The sequence below is a fragment of the Catellatospora bangladeshensis genome (assembly GCF_016862575.1).
GTDB lineage: Bacteria > Actinomycetota > Actinomycetes > Mycobacteriales > Micromonosporaceae > Catellatospora > Catellatospora bangladeshensis.
The window spans coordinates 1-16,283 of sequence record NZ_BONF01000061.1 but is presented as its reverse complement, the minus strand read 5'-3'; the positions used below and the strand labels follow the sequence as shown (position 1 = coordinate 16,283).

Genomic DNA, 16,283 nt, shown 5'->3' with positions numbered 1-16,283 from the left:
ACCACGATGACCCGCCCGGAGCGCACCCGGCAGACCCCTCAGCCGCCCGCGCCCGGCAGGCGTTTCAAGGGCGTCAGCGACCGCCGCCCCGGCCTGCTCACCTACCTCGCGCTGACCGGCCTGGCGCTGTTCTCGGCGTTCCCGCTCTACTGGTCGTTCGTCGTCGGCTCGCACGACAACGGCATCCTGGGGCAGGTCCCGCCGCCGTTCGGCCTGGGCCCGAACCTGTTCGCCAACATCGAGCGGGCCTTCGGCACGATCGAGTTCGGCAAGGCGCTGATGAACTCGTTCCTGGTGTCGGGCGCGATCACGCTCAGCGTGGTGCTGTTCTCGACGCTGGCCGGGTTCGCGTTCGCCAAGCTGGCGTTCCGGGGCCGCAACATTCTGCTGATCACCGTCATCGCGACGATGATGGTGCCGACGCAGCTAGGCATCATCCCGCTGTACATGCTGATGGCCAAGATCGAGTGGACCGGCACCATGTACGCCGTCGTCGCACCCGGCCTGGTCAGCGCGTTCGGCGTGTTCTTCATGACGCAGTATCTCGGTGAGGCGGTGCCGACCGAGCTGATCGAGGCGGCCCGCGCCGACGGCTGCTCCACGCTGCGCATCTTCTGGCACGTGGTGCTGCCGATCTCCAAGCCCGCCGCGGCCGTGCTCGGCATGCTGACGTTCATGACGGCCTGGAACGACTTCTTCTGGCCGCTGGTCGTGCTCACCCCCGAGGACCCGACGGTGCAGGTCGCGCTGTCGGCGCTGGCGAGCGGTTACATCACCGACTTCTCGCTGTCGCTGACCGGCACGCTCATCGCCACGCTGCCGCTGATGGTGGTGTTCGTCCTGCTCGGCAAGCAGATCATCGGCGGCATCATGCAGGGCGCGGTGAAGGGATGACCAGCGTCCTGCCACAGGAGGTGGCCGCGCCGTCGCGGCTGACCTTCCCGCCGGGGTTCCGCTGGGGCGCGGCGACCGCGTCGTACCAGATCGAGGGGGCGGCGGCCGAGGACGGCCGTACCCCGTCGATCTGGGACACGATGTCGCGGCAGCCGGGGCGGGTGTTCCGCAACCACAGCGGCGATGTGGCCTGCGACCACTACCACCGCTACCGCGACGATGTACGCCTCATGTCCGAGCTGGGCCTGGGCACCTACCGTTTCTCGGTGGCCTGGCCGCGCATCAAGCCCGACGGGTCCGGCCCGGTCAACCCGCGCGGCCTGGACTTCTACGACCGCCTGGTGGACGAGCTGCTGGCCGCGGGCATCGCGCCCATGGTCACCCTCTACCACTGGGACCTGCCGCAGGTGCTGGAGGATCAGGGCGGCTGGACCGCCCGGGACACCGCCTACTACCTGGGCGACCTGGCGGCGGCGACGATCGCGCGGCTCGGCGACCGGGTGGCCACCTGGACCACCCTCAACGAGCCGTGGTGCTCGGCGTTCCTCGGCTACGCCAGCGGTGACCACGCCCCCGGGCGGCGCGAGCCGCAGGCGGCGTACCTGGCCGCACACCACTTGCTGCTCGGGCACGGCCTGGCCGCGCAGGCGCTGCGGGCCGGGGGAGCGCGCGAGGTGTCGATCACGCATGTGCTGACCCGGGTCAGCCCGCAGAACCCGCACGACGCGCACGACCGGGACGCCGCGCGCCTGGTCGACGGCTTGCAGAACCGGATCTGGCTGGACCCGGTGCTGCGCGGGCAGTATCCGGCGGACGTGCTGCCGCTGTTCGAGCGGTTCGGCGCGCTGGACGCGATCCGCGACGGCGACCTGGACGTCATCGCGACCCCGATCGACCTGCTCGGCGTGAACTACTACCAGCCCGCCCTGGTGCGGGCGAAGGTCGGCGCGGTCGGGCAGGCGTCCTACCCGGGCAGCGAGGGCGTCGACTTCCCGCCGCAGGGCCTGCCCGTCACCGGGATGGACTGGCCGATCGACGCGACCGGCCTGTCGGACGTGCTGGTGCGGCTGTCCCGGGACTATCCGGGCACGCCGCTGATGGTCACCGAGAACGGCTCGGCGTACCACGACCTGCTGGAGGGCGACCGGGTCGCCGACCCGGAGCGCATCGCCTACTTCGCGGGCCACCTGCGGGCGGTGCACCACGCCGTAGAGCGCGGCGCCGACGTGCGCGGTTACCTCGCCTGGTCGCTGATGGACAACTTCGAGTGGGCGTACGGCTACGGCAAGCGCTTCGGCCTGGTCTACGTCGACTACGACACACAGCGGCGCGTGCTGAAGGACAGCGCGCGCTGGTATGCGCAGGTCATCCGGGACAACGGCCTGTGAGGGCCCGGTCTGAGCGGTCCCGTCCGTCGCGCTCAGGCAGGGCGTGACGGCCGGGACGACCGTCACGCGAGAGCGCCCCGGTCCGCGAGTCGATCGCGGGCCGGGGCGCTCGCCCGTGCGGGGTCAGCCGCGCGCGTTCCACATGGCGGCGAAGCCGGCCGCCTCACCCGTCAGCCAGCGCTCCACCTCGGCGCCCTTGCCGGCCTCGCCGCGGTAGGCGATGCCGCGGCGCACGTCGACCAGCACCGGCTCGGCGTGCGGCAGGATCTGGTCCATGTTGGACCGGAGCAGGTGCAGCGTCGCCGTGATCAGGTCGGCGGTCGGCGCCTCCTCGTCGAAGTGCAGCCGGATCGCCTCGCTGCGGCCGTCGTCGTAGCGCAGGCCGAAGTGCGCGGCGATGCGCACCGGCAGGTTGCCGATCATGGCGAGCGCGTCGTTGGTCTGGGTCAGCCGGACGCCCTGGCCCTCGATCGAGGTCAGGTAGCTCGCCGCGCCCGCCGTCAGCGCCGCGTAGAGCCGCTGCCAGCGCGGGTCCACCAGGTCGTTGACCTCGGTGAGGTGGGTGCCCGGGGTGTGCTGGTCGATGTCGGTCTTCAGCGCCTTGATGAGCCGGCTGTGCGGGTTGAAGCCCCGGCCGGTCTCCCGCTGCTTGCGCAGCTGCCCGACGAACGTGGCCTTGGCCGGGCCGGAACGGTCGACGTAGCGGGTGAACGCCAGCAGGGTGGCGTAGGGCAGCGGGGCGGTCGGGGTGGTCTCGGCGACGGTCGCGGGAGGGGTGGGCATGGCGTCTCCGTTCGCAGCTCAGCGGCGCTTTTTCGTACACACATTCTAATCCGCCGGACCGACATTTTCCGCTGCCGTCGCAGCCGATGGGACGGATTGGCACACGCCTGCACAATGTGCCGATGGACCTGCTCAAACGCTTCACGAACTCGCCGCGGGCGCTGGTCTTCAGCTACCTGCTGCTGATCGTGGTCTCCGGCCTGCTCTACTGGCTGTTCGAAGACGGCAAGAGTCCCGGCGACGCGGTGTGGTGGGCGGTGGTCACCGCCTCCACTGTCGGCTACGGCGACAGCTACCCCCTGACCTGGCCGGGCCGGGTGCTGGCCGGGATCCTCATCTCGGTCATGGTGCTGTTCGTGATCCCGCTGATCACGGCGCACTTCGCCAGCAAGCTGATCGTCGACAACGACGCGTTCCAGCACGAGGAGCAGGAGGAGATCAAGAACCAGCTCCGCGAGATCCGCGCCATCGTCGAGCGCCTGGACCCCGCCGCCGCGGCCGAGGCGGGGGTACGCCTGGACGCCGTCGCCGAGCGCGCCGAGCAGTCGCGTACGTCCTAGCGCGGGTCCTCAGGCGGAGCGGGGCGGGCCGCTGCTGGCCCGGACGACGAGGCTCGGCGGCACGCGCGGGTGGCGTACCGCCGGCCCGCCGCCGTCGAACAGCTCCAGCAGCGCCGCGAGGCAGCGGCGGCCCACCTCGTCGAAGTCCTGCCGGACCGTGGTCAGCGGCGGGGACAGGTAGGCGGCCTCGGGGATGTCGTCGAAGCCGACCACGCTGACATCCTCGGGCGCGCGTCTGCCCTGCTCGTGCAGTGCACGCAGCATGCCCAGCGCCTGCTGGTCGTTGGCGCAGAACACGGCGGTGACGTCCGGGCGGTCCGCGAGCAGCCGCCCGGCCTCGTAGCCCGAGCGCGGGCTCCAGTCACCGGACACCATCGGCGGGACCCGGCACCCGGCCGCCTCCAGCGCCTGCCGCCAGCCGTCCACCCGGTCGCGCGCCTCCAGCCAGTCCTGCGGGCCGGACACGTGCCACACCGTACGGTGCCCGAGCGCGAGCAGGTGCTCGACGGCCAGCCGCGCCCCGGCGACCTGGTCCACCGAGACCGACGGCAGCTCGCCCGCCGTGTCGGACTCGACGACGACCGCGGGCACGCCGGTGGGCAGGCTGTGCACGGCCGCGGCCGCCGTCATCAGCGGCGCGATGATGACCACCCCGTCGACGGACTGCTCGGTGAGCCGGTCCACCGCCTCGGCGACCCCGGCCCGGTCGAGCTGCTCCAGCGCCACGATGCGGATGCCGTAGCCGGCCCGCCGGGCGGCGCGCTCCAGCCCGAGCAGGGTGGCGGCGGGCCCGTAGAGCAGGGTGTCGAAGCTGACCACGCCGATCAGGCGGGAGCGCCGCCCGGCCAGGCCGCGGGCCATCGCGTTGGGCCGGAAGTTGAGCTGCTGTACCGCGCGCAGCACCCGGTCGCGGGTCTCCTCCCGCACGCTCGGGTGGTTGTTCAGCACCCGGGACACGGTCTGGTGTGAGACGCCGGCGAGGCGTGCGACGTCCCGGATGACCGCAACGCGGGCAGGCTGCTGGCTCATGGCGACCCCCTGTCGACGCATGGTAGCGCAGCACGATCTTTCCGGTCGCCGCCCGTATCCGGTCTGGATCGGACGATGGGACGCGCGTGACCTGCGGTTCCTCGAAACCTTTTCGCAACACTCTTGACGCGGCGCATGTGATCGTTCACATTCGACAGACGAGACATCGAGGCACGGGATCCTCTGAGCGTCACCATCACCGCAGGAGCTGGGCAGAGCTTGCCGCGTGTGCTCCGGGCGCGCTGATGTTACCGGTCACGCGCCGTCCGGCGCGAGCCTCGCCTGCCCACCCGTCCCCGCCCCTCCAGGAGTCCACATGTGGTCCTCGTCCGTCAGCCGGCGCCGCGTCATGCAGGCCGCCGGCGCGGCAGCCGCCGCCACCGCCGTGCCCGCCGCGCTGGCCCCCGGCCGGGCCGCCGCCGCCCTGCCGCCCGCCCGCGCCGACGTCGGCGTCTCCGCGTACCCCTTCGAGCTGGGCCAGGTCCGGCTGACCGCCGGCCGCTGGCTGGACAACCAGAACCGCACCCTGAGCTACCTGCGCAACGTCAGCGTCGACCGGCTGCTGTATGTCTTCCGCAACAACCACCGCCTGTCCGTCAACGGGGCCGCGGCGACCGGCGGCTGGGAGGCCCCGACGTTCCCGTTCCGCAGCCACAGCCAGGGGCACTTCCTCACCGCGTGGGCGCAGGCCTGGGCCGTGCTCGGCGACACCACCTGCCGCGACAAGGCCAACCAGATGGTCGCGGCCATGGCCGCCTGCCAGGCCAACAACGGCACGGCCGGGTTCAGCGCCGGTTACCTGTCCGGCTTCCCCGAGTCCGACTTCACCGCGCTGGAGGCGCGCACGCTGAGCAACGGCAACGTGCCCTACTACGCGGTGCACAAGACCCTCGCCGGGCTGCTCGACGTGTGGCGGTACATCGGCAGCACACAGGCCCGCGACGTGCTCCTGGCGCTGGCCGGCTGGGTGGACTGGCGCACCGGGCGGCTCACCTCGGCGCAGATGCAGGCCATGCTGGGCACCGAGTTCGGCGGCATGAACGCCGTGCTGACCGACCTCTACCAGCAGACCGGCGACGCCCGCTGGCTGACCGCGGCGCAGCGCTTCGACCACGCGGCCGTGTTCAACCCGCTCGCGTCCAACTCGGACCAGCTCAACGGGCTGCACGCGAACACCCAGGTGCCCAAGTGGATCGGCGCGGCGCGCGAGTACAAGGCCACCGGCACCACCCGCTACCGCGACATCGCGAGCAACGCCTGGAACATCTGCGTCAACGCGCACACCTACGTGATCGGCGGCAACAGCCAGGCCGAGCACTTCCGCGCCCCCAACGCCATCGCCGGGTATCTCAGCAACGACACCGCCGAGGCGTGCAACACGTACAACATGCTGAAGCTGACCAGGGAGCTGTGGCTCACCAGCCCCGACAACGCCGCCTACTTCGACTTCTACGAGCGGGCGCTGCTCAACCACCTGATCGGGCAGCAGAACCCGGCCGACGGCCACGGCCACTTCACCTACTTCACCCCGCTCAAGCCCGGCGGGCGGCGCGGCGTCGGCCCGGCCTGGGGCGGCGGCACCTGGAGCACCGACTACACGACGTTCTGGTGCTGCCAGGGCACCGGCATCGAGACCAACACCAAGCTGATGGACTCGATCTACTTCTACAACGGCACCACGCTGACCGTGAACCTCTACGTGCCCTCGGTGCTGACCTGGTCCTCGCGCGGCATCACGGTCACCCAGTCCACCTCGTACCCCGTCGCCGACACCACGACGCTGACCGTCACCGGCAGCGTGAGCGGCTCGTGGTCGATGCGGTTCCGCATCCCGGCCTGGACGACCGGCGCCGTGATCAGCGTGAACGGCGTGGCGCAGAGCATCACGGCCGACCCGGGCACGTACGCCGTGCTGACCCGCTCCTGGACCTCCGGCGACACGGTTACCGTGAAGCTGCCCATGCGGGTGATCATGCGAGCGGCCAACGACAACGCCGGCGTCTCCGCCGTGACCTACGGCCCGGTCGTGCTGGCCGGCAACTACGGCAACACCACCCTGTCCGCGCTGCCCGCGCTGACCACCTCCAGCGTCACCCGCACCTCCACCAGCTCGCTGGCGTTCACCGCCACGGCCAACGGCGCCACGGTCAACCTGGGCCCGTTCCACGACGCGCACGGCTTCAACTACACCGTCTACTGGAACGCCGCGGGCCAGGGCGGCGGCACCGGCGCAGCCGTGTTCCGGCTGGCCAACGCGGCCACGGGGCTCGTGCTCGGCGTGCAGAACATGTCTACCGCGGACGGCGGCCTGGCGGTGCTCTGGGCCGACAACGGCACGGCCGACCACAACTGGGAGCTGGTGGTCGACGGCTCCGCGCTGCGCCTGCGCAACGCCAACAGCGCCAAGGTGCTCGGCGTGGAGAACATGTCGACCACGGACAACGCCCGGGTGATGCAGTGGGCCGACAACGGCACCGCCGACCACCGCTGGACGATCACCGACAACGGCGACGGCTCTCACAAGATCCGCAACGTGCACACGGGCAAGCTGCTGGGCGTGCTCAACGGGTCCACCGCCCAGGGTGCGCAGGCGGTGCAGGACCCCGACAACGGCAGCGCGGACAACCTGTGGCGGTTCGTCCCGGAGGGCGCCCGGCGCATCCAGAACGTGGCCAGCGGCATGGTCCTCGGCGTACAGAACATGTCGACCGCCGACGGCGGCCTGGTGCTGCAGTGGGGCGACACCGGCACCGCCGACCACCTGTGGACCGCCGTCGTCGACACCGGCGGCTACCTGCGGCTGCGCAACGGCAACAGCAGCAAGGTGCTCGGGGTGGAGAACATGTCCACCGCCTCCGGGGCGCGGGTGATGCAGTGGGCCGACAACGGCACCGCCGACCACCGCTGGCGGCTGCGCCACGGCGGCAACGGCACGTTCCGCATCCAGTGCGCAAACGGCGGCCTGGTGCTCGGCGTCAGCGGCGGCTCCACCGCGCAGGGCGCCCAGATCGTCACCGTCGCCGACGGCACCGGCGGGGACCGGCTCTGGCGCTTCCTCTGAACGGCTGAGCGGCGGGGCCCGATCGGGGCCCCGCCCGAGCCGCCGCGCTGAGCCGCCACCAGGGCGGACACCGCCGTCCGGCGGCTATCGTTCAGGTGCGCCGGCAGATCACCGGAACAGCCGGCACCGCCGCCGGCCACTGCCGCGCTCGGATCCAGCGCGGAGAAGTGGTACATGGCGGCGACATCGCAGCGTACGGCCGAAGGCCTCGTCACCGGCGCGCCGCTGGTCCGCCGCAGGCTCGGCGGCATGGACCGCCTGGCGCTCGGCCTGCTCGCCGCCGGGGGACTGGCCGTCGTCACCGGGCTGCTCCCGGCCGCCGCGGCGGGCGCCACCGTCACCCGTCTGGCGCCCCTGCTGCTGTTCCTCGCCGCGGTGACCGTGCTGGCCGAGCTGACCGCCCGCGCCGAGGTGTTCGACGTGCTCGCCGCCCGGGTCACCATCGCCGGGCGGGGCAGCAACCGCCTGCTGTTCCTGCTGTGCGTCGGGTTCGCCGCGCTCACCACCGTCGTGCTCAACCTCGACACCACGGCTGTCCTGCTCACTCCCGTCATGCTGGCCACCGCCGCGCGCGCCGGGATCGCCCCGCTGCCGCTGGCCATGACCACGGTCTGGCTGGCCAACACCGCCAGCCTGCTGCTGCCGGTGTCGAACCTGACCAACCTGCTGGCCGCCGACCGGATCGGCCTCGGCCCGCTCGACTTCGCCGCCCGCATGCTGCTGCCGCAACTCGCGGCGCTCGCGGTGACCGCCGCCTGCCTGTGGCTCTTCTACTGGCGCCGCAACCCCGGCACCTACCAGCCGCCCGCGCCCCACCGCCCCGCCGACCGGCGGCTGTTCATCGCGGGTGCCCTGAGCTGCGCGATGTTCATCGCCTCCATCCTTGCCGGAGTGCCGCTGGGCGCCGCGGCGGCGGTCTGCGCGCTGGGACTGGCCGCTGCGTACGCCGCCTGGGGCCGCCACCACCTGCGCTGGTCGCTGCTGCCGTGGCGGCTGGTCGTGTTCGTGACCGGCCTGATGCTCGTCGTGGACACGGTGAGCCGGCACGGCCTGGGCGCGGTTACCGCCGCGCTCGCCGGGGACGGGCTGGGCACGGCGGGCACGGTCCGCGCCGCGGCCGCGGGCGGCCTCCTGGCCAACCTGGTCAACAACCTGCCCGCGTACACCGCCGCCGAGAGCGTGCTGACCGGCCGCGACCCGCTGCTGGCACTGCTAATCGGCACCAACGTCGGCCCACTGATCACCCCGTGGGCCTCCCTGGCCACCCTGCTCTGGCTGGAGCGCTGCCGCGCGGCGGGCCTGACGGTCCGCTGGCCCCGCTTCATCTTCACCGGCTCCGTCACCGCCGCCACCTCCCTCCTCGCCGCCACCCTCTCCCTGTCAGCGGCCCGCTGACCCGCCGCCCTCTCCCCGGCCGATCTTGCGTGAACTGTGGGTGCGACACGCTCATATCGCCTATAAGGGCAACACTTCGCGCAAGATCGACATGATCATGGGCTCAGCGGTGACTATAGCGATGAGTTTCGATAAAGTTTCCTTCTCGTTGATTCTCTCCGTGACTGAGAGTGAGCTGAGGAGGAGCGATGTCCCGCTCTCTGCCGTCCGCCGTCAGCGCAGCCCTGACGGTCGTGGCGCTGGCCGTGACCCTGGCCACCGGCCCGTTCCTGGCCGCCGCGCCAGCCGCCGCAGACGTCTCGATCGCCGCGACGACGGCGCCCGCGCTGGTCGTCAACGGCGACTTCCCCGATCCGGACGTGTCGCGCTTCGACGGCGTCTACTACGCGTACTCGACGAACAACGGCTTCGGCAACGTGCCGGTCGCCTCGGCGTCCTCGCTCACCGGGGCGTGGACCCGGCGCGGCGACGCCCTGCCCGCCCTCGGCGCGTGGGCCAGCGGCGGGCTGACCTGGGCGCCGGACGTGTCCCGCCGGGCCGACGGCCGCTACCTGCTGTACTACACGGCCCGCAGCCGCACCGTCGGCCGCCAGTGCATCGGCGCGGCGCTGGCCACCTCGCCGCTCGGCCCGTTCACGCCGGTCGGCACCCAGCCGCTGGTCTGCAACGGCGGTGAGGGCGGCGACATCGACGCGTCGAGCTTCACCGACAGCACCGGCGCGCGCTACCTGCTCTACAAGGACGACGGCAACGCCATCGGCCAGCCGACCAGCCTGTGGCTGCAGGGCGTCGCCCCTGACGGGCTCACCTTCCAGGGCGGGCGCGTCGAGCTGCTGCGCAGCGGCCGGGCCGAGGAGGCCGGTGTCATCGAGGCGCCCGTGCTGACCAAGGTCGGCAGCCAGTACGTGCTGTTCTACTCGCTCGGCGGGTACGGCGGCGACGGCTACCAGACCAGTTACGCGACCTCGGCGGCGCTGACCGGGTCGTACACGAAGGCGTACCGCTCGCTGATCACCACGGACAGCGTCAACGGCGCGGTACGCGGGCCGGGCGGGGCGGACGTGGTCCGCGACGCCGCCGGGGACAGCATCGTGTTCCACGGCTGGATCAACAACTACAGCGCGCGCGGCATGTACGTCGCGGCGCTCGGCTGGTCGGGCGGCTTCCCGGTGGTCCGGGGCAGCCGGGTGCGCACCGAGGCCGAGCGCGGCGCGCTCAACCACTGCTCGGTGCGCAGCACCACGTCCGCGTCGCAGGGGCAGGTCGTGGCGTACATCGACTACGCGGACAGCTGGGTGCAGCTCAGCGTGTTCGCGCCCCGGGCCGGTGCGTACACGGTCTACGTCGCGTACTCGGCGGGCCTGGGCGACGCGCAGCACACGCTGACCGTGAACGGCGCGTCGCCGGTGACGGTCAACTACCCGAACACGGGCTGGGAGACCTGGCGCCAGGCCCCGGTCAACGTCACCCTCAACGCGGGCGCCAACACCATCCGCCTCACCCGCCTGACCCGCTGGGCCGAACTGGACTACATCGAGGTCGCCTGACCCCGCATGTCCGATGCCGCATCTACCTGATCGAAGCTCCCGCCGCCCGGTTCCGGCGGCGCGGCGGGAGCTTTGAGCGCGGGTGCGCGGGCGGCGTCCGGTGGACCAGGTCAGGTGAGGAGGGTCCAGGCCGTCCAGGCGGCGGCTGAGCCGGCGAGCACACCTGCGGCCACCTGGGCGGCGTCGTGGGCGCCGAGGCGCAGGCGTGCCCAGCAGACGAGCGCGACCAGCAGCCAGGCCGCCGCGCCGGGCGCGCCGAGGGCGGCGGTCAGCGTCACGGCCGCGGCGGACACCGTCGCCGCGTGCGCGGACAGCTTCCAGACCAGGTTGACCAGCGTGGTCACGGCCAGGGCGGCGCCGAACACGGCGACGGTGGCACGCACGGCGGCCGGTGCGCCGAGCAGCGTCAGCAGGCCGAGGCCGGCCGCGACGGAGAGGACCGACAGCCCCAGCGGGACCGCCCGGTCCTCCCGCCGGTCGATGTGGTGGCTGTTCAGGCGGCCCTTGCGGACTCCGCTGCGGATGATGAGCAGCGGGATCACCGCGGTGAACACGGTGGCGGCGAGCCCCCACAGCGCGCCCCGCACCCCGGCGGTCAGCGTGCCGACGGCGGGCGGCAGCAGCGCGGCGAACACGCCCGGCTGCAGCATCTCGGAGAGGAGCGCGGCGGCCCGGTCGGCGGGGCCGGTCCTGACCGCTTCAGCGGTGTCGGTCATGCGGGCAGTTCCTGTCCTTGCGTGGGGGTGGGGCGATCAGCCGTGCCGTCGCGGCGTAGTCCGTCGAGCACCTGGGCGGCCACCGGGCCGGAGAACTCGGCGGCGACCCGAAGCAGCCAGGCCACCTCGGAGGGCATGTCCTCGCCGCCGGGCTGTACGTCCCCGGTGCCCGTCGGCGCGTACCCGCTGACCTTCGCGTGCAGCGCGGCCTTCACGACGGCCGCCTCGACCGCGGCGGCACGGCGGCGGCCGGACAGTCCCGCCGCATCGGCCTGCCGCTCCGCGGCGGCCTGCACGCCGGCGTCCATCCACGGCCGCAGCGACAGGTAGACGTCGCGGATCTCGGTGGTGCGCCGGTACAGCGCCTGGTGCTCGCGCGCGAAGATGCAGCCGATGTTGTACGCGAACCGCCTGGCCGGCGTCTCCAGCAGGATCTCCGGGTGGGCGCCGGTGAGCGCGGCCCAGAACGGCCGCAGGCGGCAGCACTGGTAGGCGCGGTGGGACTTCACCCAGGCGATGCCGAGGATCGGCACGACCACGCTCAGGATCAGCGACACGATCGACAGGCCGAGACCGGTGAGGTACACCGGCACCAGCGCCGCGGGCAGGCCGGTCGCGCCGAGATCGTCGGCCACGGCTGTGATCAGCCCCGTGCCGTTGTAGATCATGCCCGTCCAGCCGAACGCCACGAAGAACCACAGCCCGATCTTGATGTGGACCAGGTGCGCGAGCCGGGCGTACCGCGGCACGAACTGGATGATCTGCACCGCGGTCCAGGCCAGGTAACCGAAGTAGATCGCCAGGTAGACGCTGATGCCGTGCCTGGCGGTGTTGTCGGCCTGCCAGTTGCCGTTGTTCTCCGCGGTGGGCGTCACCGCGAACGCGACGGCCATGGCGGCGACGGCCCCGGCGAGCACCGCGAGGCGGACCAGCACCGCCCGCCCGACCCGGGCCGGCGGCGTCACCCAGTAGAGGATCATGATCTGGATGGCGGCGCAGGCGGCCACGGTGGTCGAGTTGGACAGCAGCCGGGCCAGGTTGTCCACTCCGGACGACCGGTCGATCGCGCCGTAGACATCCGGCGTGAGCAGCAGCATGGCGGCGGCGCCCAGCGCCACGGTCAGCATCCGGGAGACGCGGGCCCCGGACCGCCGGCTGGGGTTACGCCACAGGTCCACCGCCGCGGTCACGACGCCGAGGAGCAGTGCGGCCGAGAAGTATCGGGCGAACATGGGGGGTGGCCTCCCAGGAGGGGTCGAAGGTCTCCATGGCGCGGGCGAGATCGTCGGCGACCGGATCACCGCCGGCCGAGGGGCCGAACCGGTTGAGGATCGCGCCTGCCAGCAGCTCCGCCTCGTGCTCCTGGCGGCCGCCGTACTGCGGCGCGAGGGTGGGGTCGGCGAGCACCCGCGGGTCGACGCCCGGGTGGCCCAGCAGCATGTGGCCGATCTCGTGCAGCACCAGGTGCAGCTGGTGCTGCGGGACGGACCGTTCCTCGTAGACGATCCAGTCGCCGCGGCCGGGCACGTGGAACCAGAAGCTGGTGACGCCGGGCGGCAGCTGCCGCCCGGTGAGGTGGATCGGCTGGCGCCGGATCTCCCGCGAGACGTACTCGACGAAGCTCGTCAGCTCCCACGGCCGTGGCGGGTCCAGGGTGGCGACGATCCGGGCGCAGGCGCGCCGGATCTCGCGCAGGTCACCCACCTGGGTCGCCTCCCCGTGTCGGCCGGTCCAAGGAAGCTGGATCCTACCGATCGCCGCCGTCCGGCCCCTCGGCCAGGATCTCGTCGATCAGCGCCTTGACCCCGCGCAGCGCTTCGGCGTCCAGCCGGGACGCCCGGAACGCGATGGAGGCGACCTCCTCCGACTGCGGCCGGAAGCCGGCCTTGGACGGGGGTATCAGGTAAGCCGAGTCCTTGCCGAAGAAGCCCGCGATGCCCACCAGCACGTTGACGTGCGGGTCGGCTACCCGGCCGTTGGCGATCTCCGCGATGTGGGTGTGCGAGCACCCCACGGCGGCGGCGACCTCGCGGGTGGTCCAGCGTCGGCCGTCGGGGCGGCGGTGTGTCTCGAACAGCTGCGCCACCCGCGCGGCGATCGTCTCGCCCCCGGTCTGCCTGCTCATGGCCCGGTGTCCTCACGTCGATCCGCGGTGCCGTGCTCGTAAACAGCTGAGTACATTATGGAGGTTTTGTAATCACCCGTTGACAAGCCTACGGTTGATCACTCTATGCTGACCAAACAGGAACCTCAAGTTCGTCGCTGCGCACCGTCAGGCGGGGGCGCGGCGAGGCGGGTCTGCGGTAACGGGGGGCAAGGTCGCGGGGAGCGATCCCGGTCACCTTGCATGGAGACCCGCCGAGGAACCTGCAGGCGGCAGCGGGTGCACCGCTGCCGCCTGAACTCGTTCACGTCGCGCGGGAGACCGGGTGTGGACGGCGCCGCCGGATAGGCGTATCGTTCTGGCTCGACGAAGGCCGTGCTGCTTCCCCCGTGGCGGTGCGGCCTTTGCCATGTCCGGCTCCGGTGCGAGGGATCATGGACGTCGACGGCGTCCGCAGGCGTCGCCCGCCGCACCCGGGAGCCGACCATGCCCAGCACCCTCGCCCGCACGCTCGGAATCACCACACCCGTGCTCGCCGCGCCGATGGCCGGTGGGGCGGGCACCCCCGCGCTGGTCACCGCAGCCGCCCGTGCGGGCGGCCTGGGCTTCCTCGCCGCCGGGTACAAGACACCCCAGACGTTCGCCGAGGAGATCGCCGTCCTGGCCGCGGCGTCGGTGCCGTACGGCGTCAACCTGTTCGTGCCCAACCCGCTGCCGGTCGACCGCGCCGCGTTCGCGCGGTACGCGGCCCTCGTCGCGGCCGAGGGAGAGCGCCACGGCGTCAGGGTCGATCCGGCGGCGGCGCCGGTCGAGGACGACGATGCCTGGCACGCCAAGCTCGCCGTGCTGCGGGAGCGGCCGGCGCCGGTCGTGAGCCTGACCTTCGGGCTGCCGAGCCGCGCGGACCTGGCCGCGCTGCGGCGCACCGGGGCGCTGCTGCTGCAGACCGTCACGTCGGTGGCCGAGGCGAAGGCCGCCGCCGAGGCGGGCGTCGACGTGCTCGCCGTGCAGGCCGCGGCCGCGGGCGGGCACTCCGGCACGTTCACCCCCACCGCGCCCGTCGCCGACCTGTCCCTCGTCGACCTGGTCGGCGCGGTCCGGCACGCGACCGGCCTGCCGGTGATCGCCGCCGGCGGGCTCGCCACCGCCGCGGACGTCGCCGCGGCCGTCGCGGCCGGTGCCGGTGCGGTGGCCGTGGGCACCGTCCTGCTGCGCAGCGCCGAGGCGGGCACCACCGCCACGCACCGGGCCGCGCTCGCCGATCCGGCCCGCACGACCACGGTGATCACCCGGGCGTTCACCGGCCGTCCCGCCCGCGCGCTGCGCAACGGCTTCACCGAGCGGTACGCCGAACTCGCGCCGTTCGGCTATCCGGCGCTGCACCACCTCACCGCCCCCATGCGCCGCGCCGCCGCCGCGGCCGGCGACCCGGAACGCGTGCACCTGTGGGCCGGCACCGGCTTCCGCCACGCCACCGAGGAGCCGGCCGCCACGATCCTCACCCGCCTAGCCGCCGACCTGTGACCGGACCTCGCGGTGGCGGGCCGCGAGCAGCGGTGGGGAGCCGGGTCAGGCGCCGGCTGGCGGGCCGCTCGGGTTCGCACGCGATGCGACGGGCTCCAGCGTCACGGCCGGGCCGAACGCCACGCGCCCCCGCAGGCGCCAGGCCCACGGCCACGGATACCGATACGACCAGGCCAGGTCATGGCCGATCGCGCCGCCCGCCTCGGCCGTGTAGTAGACGGCGACGCCCTTCCACGGGCACAGCGTGCGGGTGCCGCTCGGCCGCAGATGCGCCCACCGCACGGCGTCCCAGGAGAAGTAGACGGCGCCGTCGCGGCATACGGTGTCCGGCCCGTCCGCGAGGACCGTGCCGCGCCAGAGCGCCCGGACGCGCATCAGCCCGGACCCGGCACGGTCCGCCGGTCGAGCGGGCCCCAGGTGCGTACGCCCTGCGCGGTGACGAGCCGGGCCGCCTCCGCCAGCACCGGGTCGGCGATCCAGCCGAGCGCCTCCCGGCAGACCACCAGCGGCTCGTTGTCCGGACCCCGGCCCACCACGTCCCCGGTCAGCACCCACGGCCGCACCCCGGGACCACGCAGGTCGGGCAGATGGTGGTAGTCGTACAGGCGGCGGGCCAGCCACAGCTCCAGCGGGCGCCCACCCCACCACGGCTCGACGGCCAGCGAGTTCGCCGACAGGCCCGGCATCGGCGAGCCGGTCAGGTCGTCGCGGCTGGACTGCTCCCGGGGCAGGTCCACGCCCGGCCCGCGCGACCAGCGCACGAACAGCTCGCGGGGCTCGCGTTCCACCAGCTCGGCGAGCTGCCGCAGCGCGGCGTAGGTAGCCATCTCGCCCACGATGCCCTCCTCGTCGCCCGGCTTCGCTCTTTCGGCACCGCGGCCTGCGGTGATCTCCGTACCCCGAGCCAGGGAACGGGCAAACCGCCCGGCCGGGTCGTCCCCCGCCCGATGAGCACCGGATTCTCGCTGCCGTCCCGCTCTCACGCTCGCACACCTTGGACACCCGCCCGCCCGGTGCTACCGTCGACACCCCCCGAACCCCGAGGTCAGACCATGTCTCACCGCTGCGGCAAGCACGTCCTCCTGTCCACCCCCGCGTCCGCCCAGTCCGGCTGGATCTCCTGCCCGGTCCACCGCATGGGCACCACCCACCTCGACGCCACCTTCACCCGCATAGTCACCCTCGAGTTCCACGGCGAGGAACAACTCCGCTTCGGCTGGATCATCACCCACGCCATGCTCGACGACGCCTAACCCACCCACCCACCCACCCACCCACCCCA

16 protein-coding genes are annotated in these 16,283 nt (G+C 72.7%); 8 read left to right on the top strand and 8 right to left on the bottom strand.

What is annotated here, in order from left to right:
* Window positions 1-6: 6 nt before the first annotated feature.
* Window positions 7-894, top strand: a complete 888-nt coding sequence (locus tag Cba03nite_RS37455; RefSeq protein ID WP_203756999.1) for a carbohydrate ABC transporter permease — start codon at window positions 7-9, stop codon at window positions 892-894.
* Entirely contained in the window at window positions 891-2,282 is a 1,392-nt protein-coding gene (locus tag Cba03nite_RS37450; protein WP_203756997.1) for a GH1 family beta-glucosidase, read from the top strand. Before Cba03nite_RS37455 ends, Cba03nite_RS37450 begins: the two co-directional genes overlap by 4 nt.
* A gap of 123 nt (window positions 2,283-2,405) precedes the next feature.
* Here Cba03nite_RS37450 and Cba03nite_RS37445 read toward each other — a convergent pair whose 3' ends face one another.
* A complete protein-coding gene (locus Cba03nite_RS37445; protein ID WP_203756995.1) occupies window positions 2,406-3,065 on the bottom strand; it encodes a hypothetical protein in 660 nt (219 codons plus the stop codon).
* Window positions 3,066-3,187: 122 nt separating this feature from the next.
* Between Cba03nite_RS37445 and Cba03nite_RS37440 the strand changes: the two genes are divergently transcribed.
* Window positions 3,188-3,625 carry a potassium channel family protein gene (locus Cba03nite_RS37440; protein ID WP_239126308.1) on the top strand — a complete coding sequence of 146 codons (438 nt, stop codon included), beginning with the start codon at window positions 3,188-3,190 and terminating at the stop codon, window positions 3,623-3,625.
* Between the two features lie 9 nt (window positions 3,626-3,634).
* Here Cba03nite_RS37440 and Cba03nite_RS37435 read toward each other — a convergent pair whose 3' ends face one another.
* Window positions 3,635-4,654 (bottom strand): LacI family DNA-binding transcriptional regulator, encoded by a 1,020-nt coding sequence (locus tag Cba03nite_RS37435; RefSeq protein WP_203756991.1) that lies wholly within the window; start codon window positions 4,652-4,654, stop codon window positions 3,635-3,637.
* 316 nt (window positions 4,655-4,970) lie between these two features.
* On the opposite strand from Cba03nite_RS37435, the gene Cba03nite_RS37430 reads away from it, so the two are divergent.
* The 3 genes from Cba03nite_RS37430 (at window position 4,971) to Cba03nite_RS37420 (ending at window position 10,657) form a co-directional block, all read left to right on the top strand.
* Window positions 4,971-7,715, top strand: a complete 2,745-nt coding sequence (locus Cba03nite_RS37430) for a beta-L-arabinofuranosidase domain-containing protein (protein ID WP_203756989.1) — start codon at window positions 4,971-4,973, stop codon at window positions 7,713-7,715.
* Window positions 7,716-7,889: 174 nt separating this feature from the next.
* Window positions 7,890-9,110 (top strand): SLC13 family permease, encoded by a 1,221-nt coding sequence (locus Cba03nite_RS37425; RefSeq protein ID WP_203756986.1) that lies wholly within the window; start codon window positions 7,890-7,892, stop codon window positions 9,108-9,110.
* A 188-nt stretch (window positions 9,111-9,298) separates the two neighbouring features.
* Entirely contained in the window at window positions 9,299-10,657 is a 1,359-nt protein-coding gene (locus Cba03nite_RS37420) for a family 43 glycosylhydrolase (RefSeq protein WP_203756984.1), read from the top strand.
* 110 nt (window positions 10,658-10,767) lie between these two features.
* Here Cba03nite_RS37420 and Cba03nite_RS37415 read toward each other — a convergent pair whose 3' ends face one another.
* From Cba03nite_RS37415 to Cba03nite_RS37400, 4 genes are read right to left on the bottom strand one after another with little or no spacing between them, the layout of a single operon-like run.
* Window positions 10,768-11,373, bottom strand: coding sequence for a phosphoesterase PA-phosphatase (locus tag Cba03nite_RS37415; RefSeq protein ID WP_203756982.1), 606 nt, complete (start codon window positions 11,371-11,373; stop codon window positions 10,768-10,770).
* A complete protein-coding gene (locus Cba03nite_RS37410; protein ID WP_203756980.1) occupies window positions 11,370-12,605 on the bottom strand; it encodes an MAB_1171c family putative transporter in 1,236 nt (411 codons plus the stop codon). Before Cba03nite_RS37410 ends, Cba03nite_RS37415 begins: the two co-directional genes overlap by 4 nt.
* Window positions 12,535-13,077, bottom strand: a complete 543-nt coding sequence (locus Cba03nite_RS37405; protein WP_203756978.1) for a M78 family metallopeptidase domain-containing protein — start codon at window positions 13,075-13,077, stop codon at window positions 12,535-12,537. The genes Cba03nite_RS37410 and Cba03nite_RS37405 overlap by 71 nt, the downstream gene beginning before the upstream one ends.
* A 43-nt stretch (window positions 13,078-13,120) precedes the next feature.
* Window positions 13,121-13,498, bottom strand: coding sequence for a helix-turn-helix domain-containing protein (locus Cba03nite_RS37400; protein ID WP_203756976.1), 378 nt, complete (start codon window positions 13,496-13,498; stop codon window positions 13,121-13,123).
* Between the two features lie 465 nt (window positions 13,499-13,963).
* On the opposite strand from Cba03nite_RS37400, the gene Cba03nite_RS37395 reads away from it, so the two are divergent.
* Window positions 13,964-15,001 carry a nitronate monooxygenase gene (locus Cba03nite_RS37395; RefSeq protein WP_203756975.1) on the top strand — a complete coding sequence of 346 codons (1,038 nt, stop codon included), beginning with the start codon at window positions 13,964-13,966 and terminating at the stop codon, window positions 14,999-15,001.
* A gap of 45 nt (window positions 15,002-15,046) precedes the next feature.
* Here the strand turns inward: Cba03nite_RS37395 and Cba03nite_RS37390 are convergent, their stop codons facing one another.
* Both Cba03nite_RS37390 and Cba03nite_RS37385 read right to left on the bottom strand, forming a co-directional pair.
* Window positions 15,047-15,376, bottom strand: coding sequence for a DUF427 domain-containing protein (locus tag Cba03nite_RS37390; protein WP_203756967.1), 330 nt, complete (start codon window positions 15,374-15,376; stop codon window positions 15,047-15,049).
* The gene (locus Cba03nite_RS37385) at window positions 15,376-15,828 is read right to left on the bottom strand and encodes a DUF6098 family protein (RefSeq protein WP_239126309.1); all 453 of its coding nucleotides are present in this window, start codon (window positions 15,826-15,828) and stop codon (window positions 15,376-15,378) included. The genes Cba03nite_RS37390 and Cba03nite_RS37385 overlap by 1 nt, the downstream gene beginning before the upstream one ends.
* 225 nt (window positions 15,829-16,053) lie before the next feature.
* Here Cba03nite_RS37385 and Cba03nite_RS37380 point away from each other — a divergent pair, with 225 nt between their 5' ends.
* A complete protein-coding gene (locus Cba03nite_RS37380) occupies window positions 16,054-16,254 on the top strand; it encodes a hypothetical protein (RefSeq protein WP_203756964.1) in 201 nt (66 codons plus the stop codon).
* Window positions 16,255-16,283 lie beyond the last annotated feature (29 nt).

What these genes read in the sequence shown, in the direction of transcription:
- Cba03nite_RS37450 (WP_203756997.1), top strand. Translation starts at nt 891, where the DNA reads ATGACCAGCGTCCTGCCACAGGAGGTGGCCGCGCCGTCGCGGCTGACC.
- Cba03nite_RS37395 (WP_203756975.1), top strand. Translation starts at nt 13,964, where the DNA reads ATGCCCAGCACCCTCGCCCGCACGCTCGGAATCACCACACCCGTGCTC.
- Cba03nite_RS37430 (WP_203756989.1), top strand. Translation starts at nt 4,971, where the DNA reads ATGTGGTCCTCGTCCGTCAGCCGGCGCCGCGTCATGCAGGCCGCCGGC.
- Cba03nite_RS37445 (WP_203756995.1), bottom strand. Translation starts at nt 3,065, where the DNA reads ATGCCCACCCCTCCCGCGACCGTCGCCGAGACCACCCCGACCGCCCCG.
- Cba03nite_RS37425 (WP_203756986.1), top strand. Translation starts at nt 7,890, where the DNA reads ATGGCGGCGACATCGCAGCGTACGGCCGAAGGCCTCGTCACCGGCGCG.
- Cba03nite_RS37440 (WP_239126308.1), top strand. Translation starts at nt 3,188, where the DNA reads ATGGACCTGCTCAAACGCTTCACGAACTCGCCGCGGGCGCTGGTCTTC.
- Cba03nite_RS37410 (WP_203756980.1), bottom strand. Translation starts at nt 12,605, where the DNA reads ATGTTCGCCCGATACTTCTCGGCCGCACTGCTCCTCGGCGTCGTGACC.
- Cba03nite_RS37455 (WP_203756999.1), top strand. Translation starts at nt 7, where the DNA reads ATGACCCGCCCGGAGCGCACCCGGCAGACCCCTCAGCCGCCCGCGCCC.
- Cba03nite_RS37420 (WP_203756984.1), top strand. Translation starts at nt 9,299, where the DNA reads ATGTCCCGCTCTCTGCCGTCCGCCGTCAGCGCAGCCCTGACGGTCGTG.
- Cba03nite_RS37390 (WP_203756967.1), bottom strand. Translation starts at nt 15,376, where the DNA reads ATGCGCGTCCGGGCGCTCTGGCGCGGCACGGTCCTCGCGGACGGGCCG.
- Cba03nite_RS37435 (WP_203756991.1), bottom strand. Translation starts at nt 4,654, where the DNA reads ATGAGCCAGCAGCCTGCCCGCGTTGCGGTCATCCGGGACGTCGCACGC.
- Cba03nite_RS37380 (WP_203756964.1), top strand. Translation starts at nt 16,054, where the DNA reads ATGTCTCACCGCTGCGGCAAGCACGTCCTCCTGTCCACCCCCGCGTCC.
- Cba03nite_RS37400 (WP_203756976.1), bottom strand. Translation starts at nt 13,498, where the DNA reads ATGAGCAGGCAGACCGGGGGCGAGACGATCGCCGCGCGGGTGGCGCAG.
- Cba03nite_RS37415 (WP_203756982.1), bottom strand. Translation starts at nt 11,373, where the DNA reads ATGACCGACACCGCTGAAGCGGTCAGGACCGGCCCCGCCGACCGGGCC.
- Cba03nite_RS37385 (WP_239126309.1), bottom strand. Translation starts at nt 15,828, where the DNA reads ATGGCTACCTACGCCGCGCTGCGGCAGCTCGCCGAGCTGGTGGAACGC.